This is a genomic window from Paracoccus tegillarcae (assembly GCF_002847305.1).
GTDB classification, from domain to species: domain Bacteria; phylum Pseudomonadota; class Alphaproteobacteria; order Rhodobacterales; family Rhodobacteraceae; genus Paracoccus; species Paracoccus tegillarcae.
In genome coordinates, this window is the sequence record NZ_CP025408.1 from 2044461 (window position 1) to 2065973 (window position 21513).

Genomic DNA, 21513 nt, shown 5'->3' on the forward strand with positions numbered 1-21513 from the left:
GCCCCCCTTAATTTGACTGGCCGGAGAGTTCATCTAGCGCGGCGCGGGCGTCAAGAAATCCCTGCGCGCCGGTGATCCACTCAGCCATTTCGGACGTTTGGCGCGCGACGTCGGGCAGGGCCTGCACTTCGCCTAGCGCGGCGTTGATATCACCCGACTGCACAGCTGCATCGGCACGCGAGAGCACGGCGTCCGGATCGCCCCCTTCTCGTGGCTCAACGGACCGTGCGCCCGTCTGGGCGCGCAGAAAGTTCCCGATCAGGGTTCCGCTATCGGCACCAGAGGCATCATCGCGCAAGGCTGTCCGCAAGGCGGAGCGGGCGGCAGGGTCAAAGCTGTCCTGCAAGGCCGCAAGCGTCGGGACGTCCTGGGTGACGGCTTCGGGCGGGGTGACGCCGGCGTCCTGCAATTGCTGCGCCGCCGCTTCGGTCGAGGTGCCGTTGTCCAGCGCCGATTGCAGCGCGGCGACCGCCGCGACGGCCTCGGCCCGTTGCGTCGAACTTGCAGCGGCCTGCTGCATTTGCTCGGCCTCGGCCTTTACGGCATCAAGCTGCGCCTTCGCGTCCGCTGCGGCCTGCTGGATCTCATCGCGAAGTGCTGTCAGTTCTTGTTGAGTCTGCTGAGCCTGTTCGGCCTGCTGCGTGGCGGCGCCGTCGCCTTCGGATGCGGCGACTGGCGCGGCACCGGCCTGCACGGCTGAAAGCTGTTCCGTCAGGGCGGCGATCTGCTGGCTCTGGGCCTCCAGCGCGGCCTGTACCTCGGGCGTTGTATCGGCCCCGGCCGGCATTTCGGCGATGATCTGGCGGGCCGCATCGGCCCCGGCCTCACCAGCCTGCTCAGACAGGGCCTCGATATCGGCGGCCATTTCCGTTCGCGCGGCCGCGACCGTCTCATCGCGCAGGGCCGCGTTGCCTGATTGGACCTCGCTCAGAATTTCCTGCTTCAAGGCTGCGCTGTCCACTGCCGGCTCTTGCGGCATGAACAGGATTGCAGCGCCAGCGCCCAGACCAGCCGCAACCGCACCGCCCAAGGCAAGCGGCCAGAAGCCCGATCGCCTGGGTGCAGCTTGTCCGCCCGAGGCCGGTTTCTCTGAAGCATGCGTTTTTGCGGCGGGTGTCGTCGCAGAGGCCGGTTTGGCTGCGGCGGGCGTGGTTGAGGCGCTCGTGCTGCCCGCCTTGTCCGGCGTACTGCCTGGCTTGTCTTGCTTGGCGGGCTCGGTTTTCTGATCCTTGTCAGCCGATGCAATCCGATCGGTCTGCGGCGAGGACAGCTTCGTCGGTGCTGTCTCGGCATCCTTGGCTTGCGCGGTCTTTTTCGCAGCAGCCGCTTGCGGTGCCTTGCTGTCGCCCAGGATAGACGAGTCGGCGGGTTTCACATTTCCGCCCGTGGCCGCTGCCTTGGCAGTGGAACCTGCGTCGACAGGCGTGCTTTTGACGGTCGACGATTTCGCCGCCGGCTTCTTGCCCGTCCCGCCGGGTTTTGAACTGGTCGGTGTGCTGGTTTTATTTTCCGGCTTTTTCACGTGTTATCCCCGTCAGAAGTTCGGCGCTGTCGCTTCGATGCTGGCGACCCTTGAGGGTCGATCTTAGACAGGCGGCGTCTCAGGCTCAACCCGCTAGGCAATATCATTGTTCCCATAAAAGCAGGCGCGTAACTGTCTCTTTCATACCGTCTGCATCCGGGCGCCGGGCCAGTTCTACCGCTGCCGCCTCGCGGCCCCAACCCTCCAGCGCCGATTTGCTGATCGCGGCCAGCCGCAAGGGCGCTTTGGGCCGGGCAGGCATCGCGTCCGACAGCAGGCGGGCCGAGCGGGCCGAGAACAGCGGCAGGATCACCGGCGTGCTACCCGCCAGCAATTGCAGGGCTTTGTCTGTCAGAGGCGCGGCCTCCTGGTCGTAAACCACGACATCCTCGACCGTCAGCATCTGTGCGATATGGCGGCCACGTGGATAGATGAGTGGCACCGGACTTGCCGCGATCAGGGGCAGCAGCCCCTGCGCATCGCCGGGCCCTTCGGTCACATCAAAGCCTGCATCGCGCGCCGCAGCGGCGGTCCGCGGGCCGACCGCCAGTGCCGTTCGCCCTCGACCCGGCCCCGCCGCCGCAACTGCATGAGACGAGGTAAAGACGAAACCTGCGGCCTGATCCAGACGCGTGGGATCGTGTGGCACCGGGATGATTCGCAGGATCGGAGAGATCAGCACCGGCACGTCGGGCAGCATCGCCGCAAAGCGTTGCGAATCCGCCTCGGGACGGGTCAGCAGCACGGTGGCGCGCGGTGCGGCGCTTGGCATTGGCATTCTTCCGGTCGCGGTGATACCCACAGGCCTAACCTCCTGACTGCGTTACGGCAACAGCAATGGACGATCTGGTTTTTCTCGGCATCGAAAGCAGCTGCGACGACACCGCCGCCGCGGTGGTCACGGCTGGGCGACAGATCCTGTCGTCGGTGGTTGCCGGTCAAGGCAACCTGCACGCCGATTTCGGCGGCGTCGTTCCCGAGATCGCTGCGCGTGCCCATGCCGAAAAACTGGATCTTTGCGTTGAAGAGGCGCTGACAAAGGCGGGGCTGACACTGGCCCGATTGGACGGGGTGGCCGTGACCGCCGGGCCGGGACTGATTGGTGGCGTGATGGCGGGGGTGATGCTGGCCAAGGGCATTGCCGCCGGGACCGGGCTGCCATTGGTCGGGGTCAATCACCTTGCGGGCCACGCGCTGACGCCGCAGCTGACTGACGGGATCGGCTTTCCCTATGTGATGCTGCTTGTGTCGGGCGGGCATTGCCAGTTTCTGCGTGTCGAAGGGTCTGATTACTTTACCCGGTTGGGCGGCACCATAGACGATGCGCCGGGCGAGGCTTTCGACAAGCTGGCCCGATTGCTGGGCCTGCCGCAACCTGGCGGCCCTTCGGTCGAGGCAGAGGCCGCCCAGGGCGATGCGGCCCGGTTCGATCTGCCGCGTCCGCTGCTGGACCGGCCGGGTTTCGATATGTCGTTCTCGGGCCTCAAGACGGCTGCCCTGCGGCAAAGGGATGCGCTGGTGGCGGCGCAGGGCGGTCTCTACGAACGTGATCGCGCTGATCTGTGCGCCGGTTTTCAGGCCGCGGTCAGTGACCTGCTGGCCGGCAAGGCCGCCCGCGTGCTGGCTGCGCATCCCGCCCCGGTTCTGGCGGTGGCGGGCGGCGTTGCGGCAAACCGAACGATCCGCGATGCGCTGGAAACGGTTGCGCAGCAGGCTGGTGTGCGCTTTGTGGCACCTCCGCTGGCGCTGTGTACCGACAATGCCGCCATGATCGCATGGGCCGGCATTCAGCGGTTTCGGGCGGGTCAGCAGGACGATCTTTCGCTGATCGCGCGGCCACGCTGGCCACTGGATCAAAGCGCAGCGCCCATGCTGGGCGCAGGCAAGAAGGGGGCAAAGGCATGAGCATCGCGGTCATTGGTGCGGGCGCGTTCGGGACCGCATTGGCCGTGTCGCTGGCCGCAAACGGACCTGTCACGCTGTGGGGGCGTGATGCGGCGCGGATCAGGAATAACCCGCGACTGCCCGGCGTGACCCTGCCGCCGCAAGTTACCCCAACCACTGATCTGGCGCAGGCCGCGCGTGCCGAAACGCTGGTGCTGGCGCTGCCCGCGCAGGTTCTGGGCGGCTTTCTGGCCGAGAATGCGGCGCTGTTGGACGGCAAGGCGCTGGTCAGCGCCGCCAAGGGCATTGACCTGACCACGCTGACTGGCCCCTCTCAATTGATCGCCAGGGCATGCCCCGCCGCCACCGCCGCTGTGCTGACCGGCCCATCCTTTGCCGCCGATATCGCGCGCGGGCTGCCCACCGCGCTGACGCTTGCCTGCACCGATCCCGAACGCGGCGAGGCGCTACAGCACTGCCTGTCAACGCCGGTCTTGCGGCTTTATCTCAGCAGCGATGTGACGGGCGCCGAACTGGGCGGCGCACTGAAAAACGTTATCGCCATTGCCGCAGGCGCCGCCATCGGATCGGGCCAGGGTGACAGCGCGCGCGCCGCGATCATCACGCGGGGCTTCGCCGAGATGACCCGGCTGGCCACCGATCTGGGGGCCGAGGCGCAGACGTTGACCGGACTGTCGGGGCTGGGCGATCTGACCTTGACCTGTACGTCCGACCAGTCGCGCAACTATCGCTTTGGCCACAGCCGTGGCGCTCGCGAGGATTTCGACCGCAGCACAACCGTCGAGGGCGCGGCCACGGCGCAGGCGGTTGGCGCAATCGCCGAAAAGCGCGGCATCGACATGCCCATCGTTCAGGCCGTCGCGGCCCTTGTCAGCACGCAGGTTTCCGTGGAAAAGCTGATGGACCAACTTTTGAACCGTCCGCTGAGGAAAGAATAATGCCCCTTTTTGCGATTATCTGCCGTGACAAGCCCGGCATGCTGCAAGCCCGCATCGATGCCCGTGACGCGCATCTGGGCTTTCTGCGCCAAGAGGGCATCGTCCGCCTTGCCGGTCCGCTGATCGAAGAGGGCGAGATGCGCGGATCGCTGATCGTGCTGGAGGCAGATGATCTGGAAAATGCGCAGCGTTGGGCGGATATGGACCCCTACAAGGCAGCAGGTTTGTTTGCCAGCGTCGATATTATCGAATGGAAGAAGGTGATTGGCTGATGCGTTATTGGCTGTTCAAATCCGAACCAGACGTCTTTGGCTGGGATGATCTTGTTGCCAAGGGCGACAAGGGCGAGGAATGGGACGGCGTGCGGAACTATCAGGCGCGCAACAACATGCGCGAGATGAAGCTGGGCGATCGCGGCCTGTTCTATCATTCCAACAAGGGCAAAGAGATCGTCGGCATCGTCGAGGTCGCAGCCGAGGCCCATCCCGACAGCACCACCGATGATGCGCGGTGGGAATGCGTCGACGTGAGGGCGATCGAGCCGGTCAAACGGCCGGTCACGCTGGACGAGGCCAAGGACGAACCGCGCCTCAAGGATATGATACTGGTCAATAACAGCCGGCTGTCCGTGCAGCCTGTGACCGAGGCGGAATGGGCTGTGGTGATGGAGCTGGCCGGGATGGCCTGATCCCGCCCTTTCCAAGCGGCGCGTCGGTATCAGCCGTCGCGCCGCTGGATTTTACCGGGCGGCCGCACGTGCCGTCTAGGCGACCAGCGCGTCCAGTTTCGCGGCGCAGATGAAATCATTTTCCGTCAGCCCGCCGGCCTCATGCGTGGTGAAGGTCACCTCGCAATAGCCCCAGCCAAAGCCGATATCGGGATGATGGCCCTGTTTGTTGCCCAGCCACGCGGCCAGATTGGCCATCTCGACCGCTTTGGCAAACCCCTTGAATTCAAAGCGGCGGCTGATCGCGGTGCCGTCATCCGACAGGGTCCAGCCCTCAATCTGATCCATCATCGCTTTGGCTTCTGCGGCGCTGTGCGGCGCGACACCGCCTTTGCAGGGTTCACATTCCTTGTTGGCAAGATCGCAGGTTGTCATGGCGTCCTCCATCATGCGGCTTCCTTGGGCGGATATTTCGGTTCGTGCAGCCCCAAAGCGCGGGCCTTGGCCACATCGGCCAGCAGATCGCGTTTGGCTGCAGCGAACAGGTCATCCAGATTGTCTATCACGAAATAGACCGGCTGGTGAATGTCGATCCGGTAGGGCGTGCGCAGAATGTCGATCACATCAAAGGGCCGATGTTCCGGCTGACCCGAGATCGACCAGGGCAGCTCCGTGACCGAGCTTGCAAGCCCCGACCCAAGCGCCTTGAGTTGGCCGTTCTCGCGCATCAGACCGAATTCGATGCTGAACCAATACAGCCGGATCAGCCAGCTATAGTCAGCCTTTTCACAACGGGTCCCAGCCTCGCCAATGGCCTGGCTGAACGCGGCAAAGGCCGGATCGGTCAGCAGGGGCGTATGGCCAAAGATCTCGTGGAAGATATCGGGCTCTTCGATGTAATCGAAATGCTTGCGCTTGCGGATAAAGCTGGCGGCGGGAAAGGTGCGGTCGGCCAGCATGCCGAAGAATTTGCCAAAGCCGATCAGCGCCGGCACCGGCTCGACCCGCCAGCCGGTCAGATCGCCAAGCTTGGCTGAAATATCGGGACATTGCGGCACGCGGTCGGTCGGCATGTCCAGCAGGTCCAACCCTTTCAGATAGGGCTGCGCCATGTTTTCACGCACGGCAGGCAATTGCTGGGTGATCAGATCGTGCCAAACGGCGTTTTCTTCGGCGTCATAGGTGATGAAACCCTGCGCGTCCGGCGTCTTGGCTTCGTATTCGGTTGATTTCGGCATCGGGGATCCTCCTTTCCGATATTCTACCAGAAATGCGGAAAAATTCTTGCCTGAGAGGTGTCTGATAAGCGAAAGTAAGGCATGAAATTTCCATAATTTTGGAATACAGGGAATAATATGCCGGAACTGGATGAGATTGATCGCCGGCTGCTGCACCTGCTGCAACGCGACTCTACGCTGTCGACGCAGGCACTGGCCGATCAGGCGGGGTTGTCCACCTCGCCCGCGTGGCGTCGGGTCAAACGGCTGATCGACGAGGGCTATATTTCCCGGCAGGTCGCGATCGTGCCGCCGGTCAAGGCCGGCATGCATGCGATGGCCTATGTGCAGGTGTCACTGCTGGATCACCGCGAGGAATCGCTGGAGCGTTTCGACCGTTTCGTCGCATTCGAGGATCAGATCATCGAATGCGCGACGATCACCGGCACCTCGGATTATCTGCTGAAGATCGTGGCCGCCGACCCTGAAGGACTGGAACATTTCATCATGCGGCGGATGCTGGCCCTGGGCATCGTGCGCGGGACGGTGACAAATTTCGTGCTGCGACAGACGAAATACACCACCGCGATGCCGGTCTAGCCAACTATAGCGGCTGTCGGCCCAGCACTCGCAGGACCATGCCCCGGCCCGTGCGCAAGACCGGATAGGCCAGCCTTGCGCGCGCCGGGTTGGCAAAGACCCATCGCGCGATGCCCCATGCCCCCGAAGGCTGCGACAGCATCAACAGCAGTGCCATCGCATCCGCGCCATAGTAGATGTCACCGTTCTGGCGCACGACCATGCCGCGGTTCAGGTCCAGCCCGGCGCCGAGTTCGGCAATGCGGGGGTCCGTGCCGCGTGCGTCGATCAAATCGACCTCGCCTGTTCGGCGCAGCGCCACCATGCGCGTGAAATCCGCGCAAAAGGGGCATTCGCCATCATAGACGATCTCGATCATCAGCGTTCCTTCGTTTCGCATGGAATAACGGGGCCGGATGCACCGTTATTCCATGAACCATCCGCAATCTTGGTTTAACATTCGCCAAGCGAGGTCGCCATGAACAGATTGTCCCAGCCCGTGTCGATTCAGTCGCTGGCAGCGTTTCGCATGATGTTCGGCGCGCTTCTGGTCTGGGATTGCTGGCGCTTTATCAAATATGACCGGATTTCGCGCTATTGGGTCGAGCCGGAAATCCTGTTTCCCTATCCCGGCTTCACCTGGCTCAGGCCGCTGCCCGATCCTTATATCCATTGGCTATGGCTGGGCATGGGGCTGGCGGCGGCATTGGTCATGCTGGGGCTGTTTTATCGTATCGCCAGTGTCGCGCTGCTGCTGATTTTCAGCTATTTCTTCCTGCTGGATCGGGGCGAGTATCTGAACCATTTTTATCTGGTGATCCTTTTCGCGGCACTGTTGGCAGTGATGCCGACGCATCGGGCCTATTCACTGGATGCCTGGCTAAGGCCCAATATTCGCAGCGATTTCGTCCCGTATGCCGCGCCCTTCATGCTGCGCGCGCAGATGGAGATCATGCTGATCTATGCGGGGCTGGTCAAACTGACGCCTGACTGGCTGGCGGGCCAACCTTTGGAAATCTGGCTGCGCAATGCGCCCGATCCCGGTCCCTTCGGGTTTCTGTTCCAGTATGACTGGTTCTTTCCGCTGATCAGCTGGGCCGTGGTCGCGCTGCATGTGTTGGGCGCGCCGCTGTTGTTGTGGAAGCGAACGCGGCTGGCGATGTTCTTTATCTACTGCTTTTTCCACATCTCTAACGCGTTCTATTTCAACATCGGCATCTTCCCCTGGATGACCATTGCGGCAACCACGATCTTCTTCGCACCGGATTGGCCGCAGCGGCTGGCCCATTGGACGCTGTCGCGGTTTCAGGCGGTCGGGCCAATCATTGCCCCGCCGCGTCCGGCGCCGCGCGCCATGCCCCGTGCCGTGCTAGGCGCGATGGCGCTGTGGCTTCTGGTGCAAATCTTCCTGCCGTTCCGTAGTGCCATGTTCGACAGCGAGGTCCGCTGGACGGGCGAGGGGCATCGTTTCAGTTGGCGGATGCGCATCTTTGACCGCGATGCTTTTGGCGATTTCATGGTCTCGGTACGCGGCCAGCCCGATCTGGTCTGGTTTGTGGAACCGGAAGAGTTTCTCAGCAGGCGGCAGGTCAACAAGATGATGACCCGTCCTGACCTGATTCACGCCTTTGCGATGGCTCTGCAGGATCGCTGGCAGGCAGAAGGCTATGATGACGTCGAGGTCCGCGCCAATATCCGCAAATCGCTGAACGGTCGCCCCTATCAACAGTATATCGACCCCGATCTGGATCTGACCAGTGTCCGGCTGCACCCGCTGCGCAGCAATGAATGGGTCCTGCCGATGCAGATCCCGACTTGGGGCGCCAGCGACGGTCATGACGACCGAAGCAGCGGTCTTGGGTCGTGACGAGTTTCAGAAGGGCTGCGGCCACATGCTGACGTAAAATGTCAGGGGGGCGGTGCGATCAGGGTAAAGCCAACCTGAAAGGACTTTACCATGATCGACCATATCGGCTTTGCCGTTTCAGATCTTTCCGCTTCGCGCGGCTTTTACGAGCGCGCTCTGTCCCCGCTTGGGATCTCCGTCATCATGGAGGTCACCGAGGAAATGACCGGCGGCCACGGCGCGCATCTGGGCTTTGGGCGCGACATCAATCCGTTCTTCTGGGTCGGGACCGGCGATGCCGCCTCGGCGGGCGTGCATGTGGCCTTTGCAGCGCCTGACCGGGCGACTGTGGATGCCTTTTATCAGGCCGCGCTTGACGCGGGCGGGACCGACAACGGCGCGCCGGGTCTGCGACCAGAATACCATCCCAACTATTACGGCGCCTTCGTGCGCGATCCCGATGGCAACAATATCGAGGCCGTTTTCCATGGGGCCGCATCGTGAAAACCTATCATGGCAGCTGCTTCTGCGGTGCCGTCGGCTTTGAGGCCGATGGCGACCTGGCCCTTGGCACCATGCGCTGCAATTGCCGGTTCTGCCGAAAGATGCGCTATTGGGAAATGCGGCTGCCCGACCCGAATGGGTTCCGCCTGATACAGGGGCGCGACGCGTTGGCCGAGACGCCACGGGCCGGGGGTGCTGATTTTGACATGCATCACTGGTTTTGCGCCCGATGCGGCACAAGGCTATGGACCGAAGGCGATGTCGCAGAGATGGGCGGGCGCTTTGTGCAGGTTGTCATCGCAGCACTGGACGACGCGACCGAAGCCGAATTGATCGCCGCCCCGATCCACTGGGCCGATGGCGCGCATGACGACTGGTGGAGCGCGGCCCCCGAGACGCGGCATTTGTAAGGTTTCACCCCTTGCCGTTTCGTGCTAGAAAGCCAGCGAAGTCAGAAGGAGTAAGTGTCATGGAATTCCCGTCGATCTGAAGCCCGTCGCCTCAGTTTCGAAAGGATATCCACATGCTTGCCCGTTTCTTCGACACCAATGCCGCCTATCCCATGAAGTTCGCCGATGGCCGCGAGAATCGCGGTCTGGTTCATCTGAACCGGGTCATTGATCACCCGAATATCGACATTGGCGACTACAGCTATGCCAGCAGCTTTGAGCCGCCCGATGACTGGGCGGTCCGACTGGCGCCCTATACATATGCAGGCGCGCCGGAACGGCTGCGGATCGGGCGGTTCTGCCAGATCGCGGACCGGGTTCGCATCATAACAGCCAGCGCCAATCACCCGATGGCAGGGATCTCGACCTATCCGTTCGCGATCTTTGATCACGCACGGCTGGGCGAGTATATGGATCAGCTCGACAGCCTGCCCGATACCGTCATCGGGCATGATGTCTGGCTGGGCGATGCGGCCACGGTCCTGCCGGGTGCGCGGATCGGCTGCGGGGTGATCGTCGGCGCCGGCGCGGTGGTTGGCGGGACGGTGCCAGATTATGCCGTCGTCGCCGGAAATCCTGGGCGCGTGCTCCGGATGCGCTATGCACCTGATCAGGTCGCCGTGCTGATGCGGCTGCAATGGTGGGATTGGCCGGCCGAGGCCGTCGAGGCTGCGATCCCGGCACTGGCGGCAGGCGACATCTCGGCGCTGGAGGCGCTTGCGCCGGGATAGTGCCGACCGATCTTGACGGGCTTGCCCGTTTTCGTCAAAACCCGCGCCCTTGTGCCATAGGCAGGGCGCAACTTTGTTGAACAGGTGACGCGATGTTTCGCTGGTTTGAGACCCGGCTTGATCCCTATCCGCAGGATCGGCCGCAAATGCCGCCCCGGACATTCTGGGGCTTTCTTCTGCACTATTCGCAGGGCGCCTTGCCCTGGCTGCTGCTGCTTGCCCTGGGCTCCAGCCTGATTGCCATCATCGAGGTGATGCTCTTTGGCTATCTGGGTGATCTGGTGAACCGGCTGGCCGACACGCCGCGCGAGCAGTTCTGGGCGGTCGAGGGCGGTCGCCTGGTGCTGATGGGTGCTCTGCTGCTGGTGGTGCTGCCGGTGCTGAATGCGCTGTCAAGTATGGTCATGCACCAGACATTGCTGGGCAATTTCCCGCAGCGCATCCGCTGGCAGGCGCACCGCTATCTGCTGCGCCAGTCGGTCGGCTATTTTCAGGACGAGTTCGCCGGCCGCATCGCGCAGCGGCTGATGCAGACGGCGCTGGCCGTGCGCGAAGTCGCGATGAAAATCATGGACGTCGCCTCCTATGTGCTGGTCTATTTCATTGGCGCGCTGATTCTGGCGGCCAGTCAGGACTGGCGGCTTGCATTGCCCTTTGTGGCATGGGCGGTGGCTTACGGGCTGATGCTGCGGGTGATCGTGCCGCGGTTGGGGGCGGTGGCGCAACAACAGGCCAAGGCGCGCAGCACCATGACCGGGCAGGTGGTCGACAGCTATACCAACATCGCCACGGTCAAGCTGTTTTCGCATTCCGACCGGGAAGAGCGCTGGATGAAGGATGGCATGGACGGCTTTTTGCAGACCGCCTATGCGCAGATGCGGCTGTCTGCGACGCAGGACATGCTGCTGACCCTGATCAACGTCCTGCTGGTCGCTGCGGTGACGGCCGTCGGGCTGGTTCTGTGGACCGGCGGCGCGATCACAGTGGGCGCGCTGGCTGTTGCGGTGCCTTTGGCGCTGCGGCTGAACAACATGTCGCATTGGATCATGTGGGAATTCGCGGCGCTCTTTGAAAACGTTGGTACGATGCGCGACGGTATTGCCTCGCTGGCGCTGCCGCGCACGGTGCAGGACGCCGCAGGCGCCAAGGCTTTGATGCCGGGGTCCGGCGCTGTCAGTTTCGATCACGTCACCTTTCGTTACGGCGCGGATGAGGCGGACCGCCCGCTTGCTGTCCTGGACGATCTGTCGCTGCATATCGGGCCAGGCGAACGCGTCGGGCTGATCGGCCGTTCCGGCGCGGGTAAATCGACGCTGGTCAATTTGATGCTGCGGTTTCACGACGTCGAAAGCGGTGCGATCACCATTGACGGGCAGGACGTGTCAAAGGTCACGCAGGACAGTCTGCGTGCCTCGATCGGTGTGGTGACACAGGATAGCAGCCTTCTGCACAGATCGGTTCGCGAGAACATCACTTATGGTCGGCCCGAGGCGACCGAGGCGCAGCTTGCAGAGGCGGTGCGGATGGCCGAGGCGCAGGATTTCATCCCCGATCTGGCCGATAGCAGCGGGCGGACGGGTCTGGATGCGCATGTGGGCGAGCGGGGCGTCAAACTGTCGGGCGGCCAGCGCCAGCGCATCGCCATTGCCCGCGTGGCGTTGAAGGACGCCCCGATTCTGGTGTTGGACGAGGCAACCAGTGCGCTGGATAGCGAAGCCGAAGCGGCGATCCAGTCGCGGCTGGATGTGCTGATGGCCGGCAAGACCGTCATCGCCATCGCGCATCGTCTGTCGACCATCGCTGCGATGGATCGGCTGGTGGTGATGGATGGCGGGCGCATCGTCGAGATGGGAACCCACGCCGAACTGCTGCGGCAGGACGGATTATACGCGCGCCTTTGGCAGCGTCAGTCGGGCGGGTTTCTGTTGGCCGAGGATGCTGGAGAGGCGGCCGAGTAGTGCAATGCGCGCGCGGATCGGGATCGGGGCACCCCCAGATGCCTCCGGCGGGGATATTTGAATGAAGAAGAAAGGTAGCCAGAACACCCTTGCGTCGCGCGCGGGGCTGGCGTAATCAATCCCCGGCCTGAAGGGGTTTAGCTCAGTTGGTAGAGCATCGGTCTCCAAAACCGAGGGTCGTGGGTTCGAGTCCCCCAACCCCTGCCAGGCCTTTCCGAACAATCTGTACCTGTCGTTTACCCTGCCTTGGGCGGGGCCGACCGAAAAGATCAGCCTTGCAGTTGTCTTGCGCCGCACCGATGCCGGCGGCGTCTTTCGGGCAGGGCGGTGTGATCCCGTGTCAGATCATTTCTGCTTGGCAGCCGCGCAATTGGCCGGCTATGTCCTGCGGGTCAAAATGCGTGGCAGGTTGCCCGTGATCTTTGGTGTGTTGATCCCGGTGTTGATCCAATAGGCGCCACGGTTGATCTGGCCGGGGTCTGATCGGCAGAGCAAGGGGGGCCAATGGGGCTGTTCGTTCATCTGGGAGTGCACAAGACCGCCACCACCCATTTGTCAGATTGTATCCTGGCCGCCGAAGAAGAGCTGCTGGCATCGGAGGTCGTGTTTCTTGACGCCGAGCGCCTGCGGCACCCGCCGCTAAGCCTGCGCGGTCTACTGAGTGATCCTGCTGCGAAGCCTAGGGCGCGCAAGCTTGTGCGTGACATCCTGCGCGGGCTGGCCGCAGAGCACCGCAATCTGATTCTGTCCGAGGAACAGATCGTGGGCCGATTGGGCGGCGGCCGGTTTTTGGGGGCGGCGGGTCAGGTCTATCCAGGGGCTGGCCAGCGGTTGAGCCGGCTGCTGGATCTGCTTGGCACGCGCGACGTGACGCTGCTGCTGGCGCTGCGTTCGCCCGCCGATTTTCTGACCTCGACCTTTGGCGAGGTGCTGCGCCACGACGGACCGCTGCGAATCGAGGACTTTCTGGGTGACTTTGACCCGGTTTCGCTGCGCTGGTCCGAGCTGGTCGCGCGGCTGATGGACCAAAGCGGTGCCGCGCGCATGGTGTGCTGGCGCTATGAGGATCTGGCGTCTGTCAGAGAGGATATGCTGACGATCCTGCTGGGTGCTGATCTGGCCCGTGCGGTCCCGGATCTGCCGCCAACGCGTGTAGGCCTGTCTGACGCAGGCTACCGCGCGCTGCTGCAGCAATCGTCCGGCCAACAGGCAGAGCGCCAGAAGACCGGTGCCATGCTGAGGGCGCATCCCAAACGCACCGCCTCTGATCGGCTGCGGGTGTTGCCACAGGCCGTGCATGATGCCTGCGAGCGGCTATATATCGAGGATTGCGCCCGCATTGCCGCGATGCCCGGGGTCCGGTTGCTGACCGCCAAGGGGCAGGGTTGAAAGCCGCCCGCGCTTTCGCTACATCAAGCCGGTCATTCCAAAGGAGCCGGTCGTGGCCAATCCCGTACAGTTCATCGCGCAGGTCCGCGCCGAGGCCGCCAAGATCACTTGGCCCACGCGGCGCGAAGTCGTCACGACCACCATCATGGTGCTGATCATGGCTGCACTGACCAGCCTGTTCTTTTTCCTGGTGGATCTGGTGATCCGCTTTGGTTTGACCGAAGGGCTGACCGCCATCAGCGGCTGACCGGGGCTTGCAATCATGTGCCGCGGGGGGTATGTCCCCCCGACTTGCCCGGAACGCGGCGTGCATCGATTCGGTATGCGCGCCGATTTCAATTTTGACGGGCTGTTTGAATTCAATGGGTTAGCCGTGCATCCTTGCGCTGCGCCCGCCAAGATCAAGGATCGATAGAGACATGGCAAAACGTTGGTACTCGGTCAGCGTCCTGTCGAACTTCGAGAAAAAGGTCGCCGAGGCGATCCGTCAGGCTGTGGCCGAAAAAGGTCTTGAGGATGAGATCGACGAAGTTCTGGTGCCCACCGAAGAGGTGATCGAGATTCGCCGTGGCAAGAAGGTAACCTCGGAGCGCCGCTTCATGCCGGGTTACGTTCTGGTTCACATGGAAATGCTGGATCGCACCTATCACCTGGTCAACTCGATCAATCGTGTGACGGGTTTTCTGGGCGCGCAAGGCAAGCCGATGCCGATGCGCGACGAAGAGGTGAACACCATTCTGCATCGTACCGGCGATGGCGAACCGGCCGCACCGCGCAACCTGATCCGCTTTGACGTGGGTGAGACGGTGAATGTGACCGACGGCCCGTTCGAAGGTTTTTCCGGCATGGTCGAAGAGGTCGACGAGGTTTCCTCGCGCATCAAGGTCACCGTGTCGATCTTTGGCCGGCCGACGCCGGTCGAACTGGAATTCACGCAGGTCTCGAAGACCGCGTGATTGTGCCGCGGGAGGTGGCACCCACGGGTGCGCCGTACCGCTAAATCGGCCCGTAGGGGTCTGATGATAAAGGAGAAGGCCAGATGGCCAAGAAGATTGTTGGCAGCCTGAAGCTGCAAATCAAGGCGGGTGAAGCCAACCCGTCCCCGCCCGTCGGCCCGGCACTGGGTCAGCGCGGCATCAACATCATGGAATTCTGCAAGGCGTTCAACGCCAAGACGCAGGAAATGACCAAAGGTTCGCCTGTCCCGGTGGTGATCACCTATTATCAGGACAAGTCGTTCACCTTTGAGACCAAGACGCCGCCCGCGTCCTACCTGCTCAAGCAGGCAGCAGGCCTGAAGCCCGTTGGCAAGCGTAACCGCGCCAAGGGCTCGGAAGCGCCCGGTCGTGCGACCGCTGGCAGCGTGACGGTCAAACAAATTCGCGAGATCGCCGAAGCCAAGATGGCTGACCTGTCGGCCAATGATGTCGATCAGGCGATGAAGATCATTGTGGGCTCGGCCCGCTCGATCGGTATCGAGGTGAAAGGGTAAGTCATGGCAAAGATGTCGAAAAACAAGACTGCCGCCCGCGCCGCATTCGAAGGCAAGGCGAACCTGTCGGTTGCCGAGGCCGTGAAGCTGGTCAAGGATAACGCCAGGGCGAAATTCGACGAAACGGTCGAAATCGCACTGAATCTGGGCGTCGACCCGCGCCATGCTGACCAGATGGTCCGTGGCGTTGTGACCCTGCCGGCTGGTACTGGTAAAGATGTTCGCGTCGCTGTTTTCGCCCGTGGCCCCAAGGCTGACGAAGCGAAAGAGGCTGGTGCCGATATCGTTGGTGCCGAGGACCTGATGGAAACCATCCAGGGCGGCACGATCGACTTTGATCGCTGCATCGCGACCCCCGACATGATGCCGCTGGTCGGCCGTCTGGGCAAGGTGCTGGGCCCGCGCAACCTGATGCCGAACCCCAAGGTCGGCACGGTGACCATGGATGTTGCTGATGCCGTCAAAGCCGCCAAGGGCGGTGAGGTTCAGTTCCGTGCCGAGAAGGCTGGCGTTGTCCATGCCGGTATCGGCAAGACCTCCTTTGCCGAAGACAAGCTGGCCGAAAACCTGCGCGCATTCGTCGAAGCGGTTGGCCGGGCCCGCCCGACGGGCGCGAAAGGGACCTATATGAAAAAGGTCTCGATCAGCTCGACCATGGGGCCGGGCGTGTCGATCGACGTCGCAGACGCGACCGGCAACTAAGAGATTTCGCCTTGCTCCGGTCATGCCGGGGCAGGGTGAATGGCGGGGCCAGACGATCGGCCTCGTCCTGTCCGAGACGGAGGGTGCCAAGGGCCAATCGGCCTGCAGCTTAATTTCCTTCCTGAGATGGGGAAAAGCATTTTTCCGGGCTAGCCTCGGGTGATCTTGACCCTAACGGACCCGAACCTACCCGATCCTCGGGTGGGGAAAGTGAGAGCCGGGGGGAAACCCCCAACTTGGAGTGAAACCGTGGATAGAGCACAAAAAGAACAGTTGGTCGACGAGCTCGGCCAGATCTTTGAAAGCTCTGGCGTCGTAGTGGTTGCCCATTACGAGGGGATGACGGTTGCGAACATGCAGGACCTGCGCGCGCGTATGCGTGAAGAAGGTGGGTCCGTCCGTGTTGCCAAGAACAAGCTCGCCAAGATCGCCCTGGACGGTAAGCCTTGCGCAAGCATCGCCGACTACCTGACAGGCATGACCGTGTTGGCCTATTCGGACGACCCTGTGGCAGCTGCCAAGGTCGCCGATAAGTACTCCAAGGATAACGATAAATTCGTGATCCTGGGCGGTGCTATGGGTGACACGGCGCTGGACCTGGCCGGTGTGAAAGCCGTGGCCGCTATGCCGTCGCGTGACGAGCTTATTGCTTCGATCGTTGGCTGTATTGGCGCCCCTGCTTCGAACATCGCCGGTGCGATTGGCGCGCCTGCTTCGAACATCGCGGGCATCCTCACGACTCTGGAAGAGCGTGAGGCAGCTTGACGCATCCTTGTCCCGTCGAGGGGTTGAAATCCCGACGTTGGAACACAAATTGAGAGAACGGAAAAATGGCTGATCTGAAAAAACTTGCCGAAGAAATCGTGGGCCTGACCCTGCTGGAAGCCCAGGAACTGAAAACCATCCTGAAAGACGAGTACGGCATCGAGCCCGCCGCTGGTGGCGCTGTCATGATGGCCGGCCCGGCTGACGCTGGCGAAGCTGCTGAAGAGAAAACCGAGTTTGACGTCGTTCTGACCGAAGCCGGCCCGAACAAGATCAACGTGATCAAAGAAGTTCGCGGCATCACCGGTCTTGGCCTGAAAGAAGCCAAGGACCTGGTCGAAGCTGGCGGCAAAGTCAAAGAAGGCGCTGCCAAGGCAGAAGCCGAAGAAATGAAAACCAAGCTCGAAGCGGCTGGCGCCAAGGTCGAGCTGAAGTAATCGGCCTTTTGGTCGCATGATTGAGGCAGGGTCCGGGGTTTCCCGGTCCCTGCCGAACCTGTCTTGAAGGGCGGTTTGGGCGGTCAGGCCCGGCAGACCTTCCTTCAGGGCAAGTTCGAGGTTCGGGAGCCGCGCGGTGGGACGCGTGGCACGAATGGAACCTCACCCCTGCATTCGTATGCCGCTTCACAGGGGCCCCGACCTGTGATGCGAGCGTAGACGAAAGGTGACCAGACCTCATGGCGCAAGCTTATGTTGGCCAAAAACGCATCCGGCGTTATTACGGCAATATCCGCGAAGTTCTTGAAATGCCGAACCTCATCGAGGTTCAGAAATCCAGCTACGATCTGTTCCTGCGCTCGGGCGCAGAGCCGCAGCATCAGGATGGCGAGGGAATCCAGGGGGTTTTCCAGTCAGTCTTCCCGATCAAGGATTTCAACGAAACCGCAACGCTGGAATTCGTGAAATACGAGCTGGAAAAGCCGAAATACGACGTTGACGAATGTCAGGCGCGCGACATGACCTATGCCGCGCCGCTCAAGGTGACGCTGCGTCTGATCGTGTTCGATATCGACGAAAACAGCGGCAACAAGTCCGTCAAGGACATCAAGGAACAAGACGTCTACATGGGCGACATGCCCCTGATGACGCAGAACGGTACGTTCATCGTGAACGGGACCGAACGTGTTGTGGTGTCGCAGATGCACCGGTCGCCCGGCGTGTTCTTTGACCACGACCGCGGCAAGACCCATTCTTCGGGCAAGCTGCTGTTCGCCTGCCGCATCATCCCCTATCGCGGCAGCTGGCTGGACTTTGAATTCGACGCCAAGGATCTGGTTTTCGCGCGCATCGACCGCCGCCGGAAACTGCCGGTGACGACGCTGCTCTATGCCCTGGGCATGGATCAGGACGCGATCATGGAAGCCTTCTATGACACGGTCGATTACAAGCTGAAAAAGGGCAAGGGCTGGGTCACGCGCTTCTTCCCCGAGCGTGTGCGCGGCACCCGTCCGGCTTATGATCTGGTCGATGCCGCCACTGGCGAGGTCATCACCAAGGCTGGCGAAAAGGTCACGCCGCGTCTGGTCAAGCAATTGCTGGATTCCGAAAAGCAACTGAACCTGCTGGTGCCGTTCGAGCGCATCATCGGTCGCTTTGTTGCGCGCGATATCATCAACGAGGAAACCGGCCTGATCTATGCCGAGGCCGGCGATGAGATCACCGCGGAATATGACAAAGAGGGCGAACTGAACGGCGGTTTGCTGAAAGTCCTGCTGGACAATGACGTCACCGATATTCCGGTTCTGGATATCGACCACGTCAACGTCGGCCCCTATATCCGCAATACCATGGCCGCCGACAAGAACATGGGTCGCGACGGCGCGCTGATGGATATCTACCGGGTCATGCGCCCGGGCGAGCCGCCCACCGTCGAGGCCGCAAGCACGCTGTTCAACAGCCTGTTCTTTGACAGCGAGCGTTATGACCTGTCCGCCGTTGGCCGGGTCAAGATGAACATGCGCCTCAATCTGGACGCGCCCGACACCCAACGCACCCTGCGCCCCGAAGATATCGTGGCCTGTGTGCGTGGTCTGGTGGAACTGCGCGACGGCAAGGGCGAGATCGACGATATCGACCATCTGGGCAACCGCCGCGTTCGTTCGGTGGGCGAGCTGATGGAAAACCAGTATCGCATCGGTCTGCTGCGCATGGAACGTGCGATCCGCGAACGGATGTCGGGCGTCGAGATCGACACCGTTATGCCGCAGGATCTGATCAACGCCAAGCCGGCTGCGGCTGCGGTGCGGGAATTCTTTGGTTCCTCGCAGCTGTCGCAGTTCATGGACCAGACCAACCCGCTGTCCGAAGTGACGCACAAACGCCGCCTGTCGGCGCTTGGGCCGGGCGGTCTGACCCGCGAACGTGCAGGCTTCGAGGTGCGCGACGTTCACCCGACCCACTATGGTCGGATGTGTCCCATTGAAACGCCGGAAGGTCAGAACATCGGTCTGATCAACAGCCTCGCGACCTTTGCCCGCGTGAACAAGTATGGCTTCATCGAAACCCCGTACCGCAAGGTGATCGAGGGCAAGGTGACCGACGACGTGGTCTATATGTCCGCGACCGAGGAAATGCGTCACACCGTGGCGCAGGCCAACGCGCAGCTGGACGATGATGGCAAGTTCGTGAACGAACTGGTCAGCACCCGTCAGTCGGGCGACTTCATGCTGAACCCGGTCGATGCCGTTGATCTGATCGACGTGTCGCCGAAACAGCTGGTCTCGATCGCTGCCGCGCTGATCCCGTTCCTGGAAAACGACGACGCCAACCGCGCGCTGATGGGCTCGAACATGCAGCGTCAGGCCGTGCCTCTGCTGCGTGCCGAAGCTCCGTTCGTTGGCACCGGGATGGAGGCCATCGTGGCCCGCGATTCCGGTGCTGCGATCATGGCGCGCCGCAGCGGTGTGATCGATCAGGTCGACGCGCAGCGTATCGTTGTGCGCGCGACCGAAGATCTGGGCGCGGGCGATGCCGGCGTGGACATTTACCGTCTGCGCAAGTTCAAACGCTCGAACCAGTCCTCGACCATCAACCAGCGTCCGCTGATCAAGGTGGGCGAGCGTGTGTCCAAAGGTCAGGTCATCGCTGACGGTCCTTCGACCGATCAGGGCGAACTGGCAATCGGTCGCAACGTGGTCGTCGCATTCATGCCGTGGAATGGCTACAACTACGAAGACTCGATCCTGATTTCCGAGCGGATTCACCGCGACGACGTGTTCACCTCGATCCATATCGACGAATACGAAGTGGCGGCGCGCGACACCAAGCTTGGGCCGGAAGAGATCACCCGTGACATCCCGAACGTGGGCGAAGAAGCCCTGCGTAACCTGGATGAAGCAGGTATCGTCTATATCGGTGCCGAGGTGGGTCCGGGCGACATTCTGGTCGGTAAGATCACGCCCAAGGGCGAAAGCCCGATGACGCCGGAAGAAAAGCTGCTGCGCGCCATCTTTGGTGAAAAGGCAAGCGATGTGCGCGACACCTCGCTGCGTCTGCCGCCGGGTGCTTATGGCACGATCGTCGAGGTCCGGGTGTTCAACCGCCACGGCATCGACAAGGACGAACGTGCGCTGCAGATCGAACGCGAAGAAGTCGAACGCCTGGCGCGCGACCGCGACGACGAACAGCATATTCTGGACCGCAACATCTATGCGCGTCTGAAATCGCTGATCATGGGCAAGAAGGCCGTCAAAGGCCCGAAAGGCGTCAAACCCGGTGCCGAGATCAACGAGGATCTGCTGGGCACGATGTCGCGTGGCATGTGGTGGCAGCTTGCCGTTGGCGAGGAAGACATCGCCAAGGAAGTCGAGGCGCTGAACCAGCAATATGACAACCAGAAGAAGGCCCTTGAGGCCCGCTTCGAGGACAAGGTCGAAAAGATCCGTCAGGGCGACGACCTGCCGCCGGGTGTCATGAAGATGGTCAAGGTCTTTGTCGCGGTGAAGCGCAAGCTGCAAGCCGGTGACAAGATGGCCGGTCGCCACGGCAACAAGGGTGTCGTGTCCAAGGTCGTGCCGATGGAAGACATGCCGTTCCTTGCGGACGGTACCCCGGTCGATCTGGTGCTGAACCCGCTGGGCGTGCCGTCGCGCATGAACGTCGGGCAGATCCTTGAAACCCATATGGGTTGGGCATCGCGCGGTCTTGGTATCAAGATCGACGAGGCGCTGGAGGATTACCGCCGCAATGGCGACATGGCCCCGGTCCGCGAGGCAATGAAGATCGGTTACGGCGACGATCTGTATTCCGACACCTTCGAGGGCATGGATGACGAGCGCCTGGTCGAGCACGCTGACACCGTGCGCTCTGGTGTTCCGATTGCCACGCCTGTCTTCGACGGCGCCAAAGAGGTCGATGTCGACGATGCGCTGCGTCGTGCGGGCTTTGACACCTCGGGTCAGTCGGTCGTCTTCGACGGTCGTACGGGTGAACAGTTCACCCGTCCGGTCACGGTTGGCATGAAATATGTCCTGAAGCTGCATCACCTTGTCGATGACAAGATGCACGCTCGCTCGACCGGTCCGTACAGCTTGGTCACGCAGCAGCCGCTGGGTGGTAAGGCGCAGTTCGGTGGTCAGCGTCTGGGTGAGATGGAGGTCTGGGCTCTGGAAGCCTACGGCGCCGCCTACACCTTGCAGGAAATGCTGACGGTCAAGTCGGATGACGTTGCCGGTCGGACGAAAGTGTACGAGTCCATCGTCAAGGGCGAAGACAATTTCGAAGCTGGCGTCCCGGAAAGCTTCAACGTGCTGGTCAAGGAGGTCCGGGGTCTGGGCCTCAACATGGAACTCCTGGATGCGGAGGAAGAGGAGTAACGGCAACCGCCGTGGGGTGGGGTGTTACCCCACCTC

At 62.1% G+C, this 21513-nt stretch carries 23 protein-coding genes and 1 tRNA gene; 19 read left to right on the top strand and 5 right to left on the bottom strand.

Annotated features, from left to right (window positions below):
* Nucleotides 1-7: 7 nt before the first annotated feature.
* Complete coding sequence (locus CUV01_RS10005) at nt 8-1522, bottom strand: hypothetical protein (protein WP_101460344.1); 1515 nt, start codon at nt 1520-1522, stop codon at nt 8-10.
* 103 nt (nt 1523-1625) lie between these two features.
* Entirely contained in the window at nt 1626-2294 is a 669-nt protein-coding gene (locus CUV01_RS10010; protein WP_101460345.1) for a uroporphyrinogen-III synthase, read from the bottom strand.
* Between the two features lie 65 nt (nt 2295-2359).
* Between CUV01_RS10010 and tsaD the strand changes: the two genes are divergently transcribed.
* The 4 genes from tsaD to CUV01_RS10030 are packed head-to-tail and all read left to right on the top strand — an operon-like array spanning nt 2360 to nt 5053.
* A complete protein-coding gene (tsaD, locus tag CUV01_RS10015) occupies nt 2360-3427 on the top strand; it encodes a tRNA (adenosine(37)-N6)-threonylcarbamoyltransferase complex transferase subunit TsaD (protein ID WP_101460346.1) in 1068 nt (355 codons plus the stop codon).
* Nucleotides 3424-4365 carry an NAD(P)H-dependent glycerol-3-phosphate dehydrogenase gene (locus tag CUV01_RS10020; RefSeq protein ID WP_101460347.1) on the top strand — a complete coding sequence of 314 codons (942 nt, stop codon included), beginning with the start codon at nt 3424-3426 and terminating at the stop codon, nt 4363-4365. Before tsaD ends, CUV01_RS10020 begins: the two co-directional genes overlap by 4 nt.
* The gene (locus CUV01_RS10025) at nt 4365-4637 is read left to right on the top strand and encodes a YciI family protein (RefSeq protein WP_101460348.1); all 273 of its coding nucleotides are present in this window, start codon (nt 4365-4367) and stop codon (nt 4635-4637) included. Before CUV01_RS10020 ends, CUV01_RS10025 begins: the two co-directional genes overlap by 1 nt.
* Nucleotides 4637-5053, top strand: coding sequence for an EVE domain-containing protein (locus CUV01_RS10030; protein WP_101460349.1), 417 nt, complete (start codon nt 4637-4639; stop codon nt 5051-5053). Before CUV01_RS10025 ends, CUV01_RS10030 begins: the two co-directional genes overlap by 1 nt.
* A 75-nt stretch (nt 5054-5128) precedes the next feature.
* On the opposite strand, the gene CUV01_RS10035 is transcribed toward CUV01_RS10030, so the two are convergent.
* Nucleotides 5129-5482 (bottom strand): 4a-hydroxytetrahydrobiopterin dehydratase, encoded by a 354-nt coding sequence (locus tag CUV01_RS10035; protein ID WP_232962186.1) that lies wholly within the window; start codon nt 5480-5482, stop codon nt 5129-5131.
* Complete coding sequence (gene phhA / locus CUV01_RS10040) at nt 5479-6270, bottom strand: phenylalanine 4-monooxygenase (RefSeq protein WP_101460350.1); 792 nt, start codon at nt 6268-6270, stop codon at nt 5479-5481. The genes CUV01_RS10035 and phhA overlap by 4 nt, the downstream gene beginning before the upstream one ends.
* Before the next feature lie 117 nt (nt 6271-6387).
* On the opposite strand from phhA, the gene CUV01_RS10045 reads away from it, so the two are divergent.
* Complete coding sequence (locus CUV01_RS10045) at nt 6388-6849, top strand: Lrp/AsnC family transcriptional regulator (RefSeq protein ID WP_101460351.1); 462 nt, start codon at nt 6388-6390, stop codon at nt 6847-6849.
* A gap of 4 nt (nt 6850-6853) precedes the next feature.
* On the opposite strand, the gene CUV01_RS10050 is transcribed toward CUV01_RS10045, so the two are convergent.
* Nucleotides 6854-7207 carry a DCC1-like thiol-disulfide oxidoreductase family protein gene (locus tag CUV01_RS10050; RefSeq protein WP_198731801.1) on the bottom strand — a complete coding sequence of 118 codons (354 nt, stop codon included), beginning with the start codon at nt 7205-7207 and terminating at the stop codon, nt 6854-6856.
* Between the two features lie 99 nt (nt 7208-7306).
* Between CUV01_RS10050 and CUV01_RS10055 the strand changes: the two genes are divergently transcribed.
* The 14 genes from CUV01_RS10055 (at nt 7307) to rpoB (ending at nt 21477) form a co-directional block, all read left to right on the top strand.
* Nucleotides 7307-8695, top strand: coding sequence for an HTTM domain-containing protein (locus CUV01_RS10055; RefSeq protein WP_101460353.1), 1389 nt, complete (start codon nt 7307-7309; stop codon nt 8693-8695).
* Nucleotides 8696-8785: 90 nt separating this feature from the next.
* A complete protein-coding gene (locus CUV01_RS10060; protein ID WP_101460354.1) occupies nt 8786-9178 on the top strand; it encodes a VOC family protein in 393 nt (130 codons plus the stop codon).
* A complete protein-coding gene (locus tag CUV01_RS10065) occupies nt 9175-9588 on the top strand; it encodes a GFA family protein (protein ID WP_198731802.1) in 414 nt (137 codons plus the stop codon). The genes CUV01_RS10060 and CUV01_RS10065 overlap by 4 nt, the downstream gene beginning before the upstream one ends.
* A 113-nt stretch (nt 9589-9701) precedes the next feature.
* Entirely contained in the window at nt 9702-10358 is a 657-nt protein-coding gene (locus CUV01_RS10070) for a CatB-related O-acetyltransferase (RefSeq protein WP_101460356.1), read from the top strand.
* Between the two features lie 92 nt (nt 10359-10450).
* Nucleotides 10451-12316: an ABC transporter ATP-binding protein gene (locus CUV01_RS10075; protein WP_101460357.1), complete on the top strand. Its 1866-nt coding sequence runs from the start codon at nt 10451-10453 to the stop codon at nt 12314-12316.
* A gap of 131 nt (nt 12317-12447) precedes the next feature.
* Nucleotides 12448-12523, top strand: a tRNA-Trp gene (locus CUV01_RS10080).
* A 297-nt stretch (nt 12524-12820) separates the two neighbouring features.
* Complete coding sequence (locus CUV01_RS10085; RefSeq protein WP_101460358.1) at nt 12821-13705, top strand: hypothetical protein; 885 nt, start codon at nt 12821-12823, stop codon at nt 13703-13705.
* Between the two features lie 52 nt (nt 13706-13757).
* Nucleotides 13758-13952, top strand: coding sequence for a preprotein translocase subunit SecE (gene secE / locus CUV01_RS10090; protein WP_101460359.1), 195 nt, complete (start codon nt 13758-13760; stop codon nt 13950-13952).
* A 172-nt stretch (nt 13953-14124) separates the two neighbouring features.
* A complete protein-coding gene (gene nusG, locus CUV01_RS10095; protein ID WP_101460360.1) occupies nt 14125-14661 on the top strand; it encodes a transcription termination/antitermination protein NusG in 537 nt (178 codons plus the stop codon).
* Nucleotides 14662-14744: 83 nt separating this feature from the next.
* Nucleotides 14745-15197, top strand: coding sequence for a 50S ribosomal protein L11 (gene rplK / locus CUV01_RS10100; RefSeq protein ID WP_101460361.1), 453 nt, complete (start codon nt 14745-14747; stop codon nt 15195-15197).
* A gap of 3 nt (nt 15198-15200) precedes the next feature.
* A complete protein-coding gene (rplA, locus tag CUV01_RS10105; protein WP_101460362.1) occupies nt 15201-15899 on the top strand; it encodes a 50S ribosomal protein L1 in 699 nt (232 codons plus the stop codon).
* Nucleotides 15900-16148: 249 nt separating this feature from the next.
* The gene (gene rplJ / locus CUV01_RS10110) at nt 16149-16664 is read left to right on the top strand and encodes a 50S ribosomal protein L10 (RefSeq protein ID WP_101462009.1); all 516 of its coding nucleotides are present in this window, start codon (nt 16149-16151) and stop codon (nt 16662-16664) included.
* Between the two features lie 65 nt (nt 16665-16729).
* Nucleotides 16730-17101: a 50S ribosomal protein L7/L12 gene (gene rplL, locus CUV01_RS10115; RefSeq protein WP_101460363.1), complete on the top strand. Its 372-nt coding sequence runs from the start codon at nt 16730-16732 to the stop codon at nt 17099-17101.
* Nucleotides 17102-17340: 239 nt separating this feature from the next.
* The gene (rpoB, locus tag CUV01_RS10120) at nt 17341-21477 is read left to right on the top strand and encodes a DNA-directed RNA polymerase subunit beta (RefSeq protein ID WP_101460364.1); all 4137 of its coding nucleotides are present in this window, start codon (nt 17341-17343) and stop codon (nt 21475-21477) included.
* Nucleotides 21478-21513: the final 36 nt, after the last annotated feature.

Bases quoted from the DNA above. Each gene is read 5' to 3' on its own strand.
- CUV01_RS10010 (WP_101460345.1), bottom strand. From the start codon at position 2,294: ATGCCAAGCGCCGCACCGCGCGCCACCGTGCTGCTGACCCGTCCCGAG.
- tsaD (WP_101460346.1), top strand. From the start codon at position 2,360: ATGGACGATCTGGTTTTTCTCGGCATCGAAAGCAGCTGCGACGACACC.
- CUV01_RS10020 (WP_101460347.1), top strand. From the start codon at position 3,424: ATGAGCATCGCGGTCATTGGTGCGGGCGCGTTCGGGACCGCATTGGCC.
- CUV01_RS10025 (WP_101460348.1), top strand. From the start codon at position 4,365: ATGCCCCTTTTTGCGATTATCTGCCGTGACAAGCCCGGCATGCTGCAA.
- CUV01_RS10030 (WP_101460349.1), top strand. From the start codon at position 4,637: ATGCGTTATTGGCTGTTCAAATCCGAACCAGACGTCTTTGGCTGGGAT.
- CUV01_RS10035 (WP_232962186.1), bottom strand. From the start codon at position 5,482: ATGATGGAGGACGCCATGACAACCTGCGATCTTGCCAACAAGGAATGT.
- phhA (WP_101460350.1), bottom strand. From the start codon at position 6,270: ATGCCGAAATCAACCGAATACGAAGCCAAGACGCCGGACGCGCAGGGT.
- CUV01_RS10045 (WP_101460351.1), top strand. From the start codon at position 6,388: ATGCCGGAACTGGATGAGATTGATCGCCGGCTGCTGCACCTGCTGCAA.
- CUV01_RS10050 (WP_198731801.1), bottom strand. From the start codon at position 7,207: ATGATCGAGATCGTCTATGATGGCGAATGCCCCTTTTGCGCGGATTTC.
- CUV01_RS10055 (WP_101460353.1), top strand. From the start codon at position 7,307: ATGAACAGATTGTCCCAGCCCGTGTCGATTCAGTCGCTGGCAGCGTTT.
- CUV01_RS10060 (WP_101460354.1), top strand. From the start codon at position 8,786: ATGATCGACCATATCGGCTTTGCCGTTTCAGATCTTTCCGCTTCGCGC.
- CUV01_RS10070 (WP_101460356.1), top strand. From the start codon at position 9,702: ATGCTTGCCCGTTTCTTCGACACCAATGCCGCCTATCCCATGAAGTTC.
- CUV01_RS10075 (WP_101460357.1), top strand. From the start codon at position 10,451: ATGTTTCGCTGGTTTGAGACCCGGCTTGATCCCTATCCGCAGGATCGG.
- CUV01_RS10085 (WP_101460358.1), top strand. From the start codon at position 12,821: ATGGGGCTGTTCGTTCATCTGGGAGTGCACAAGACCGCCACCACCCAT.
- nusG (WP_101460360.1), top strand. From the start codon at position 14,125: ATGGCAAAACGTTGGTACTCGGTCAGCGTCCTGTCGAACTTCGAGAAA.
- rplK (WP_101460361.1), top strand. From the start codon at position 14,745: ATGGCCAAGAAGATTGTTGGCAGCCTGAAGCTGCAAATCAAGGCGGGT.
- rplA (WP_101460362.1), top strand. From the start codon at position 15,201: ATGGCAAAGATGTCGAAAAACAAGACTGCCGCCCGCGCCGCATTCGAA.
- rplL (WP_101460363.1), top strand. From the start codon at position 16,730: ATGGCTGATCTGAAAAAACTTGCCGAAGAAATCGTGGGCCTGACCCTG.
- rpoB (WP_101460364.1), top strand. From the start codon at position 17,341: ATGGCGCAAGCTTATGTTGGCCAAAAACGCATCCGGCGTTATTACGGC.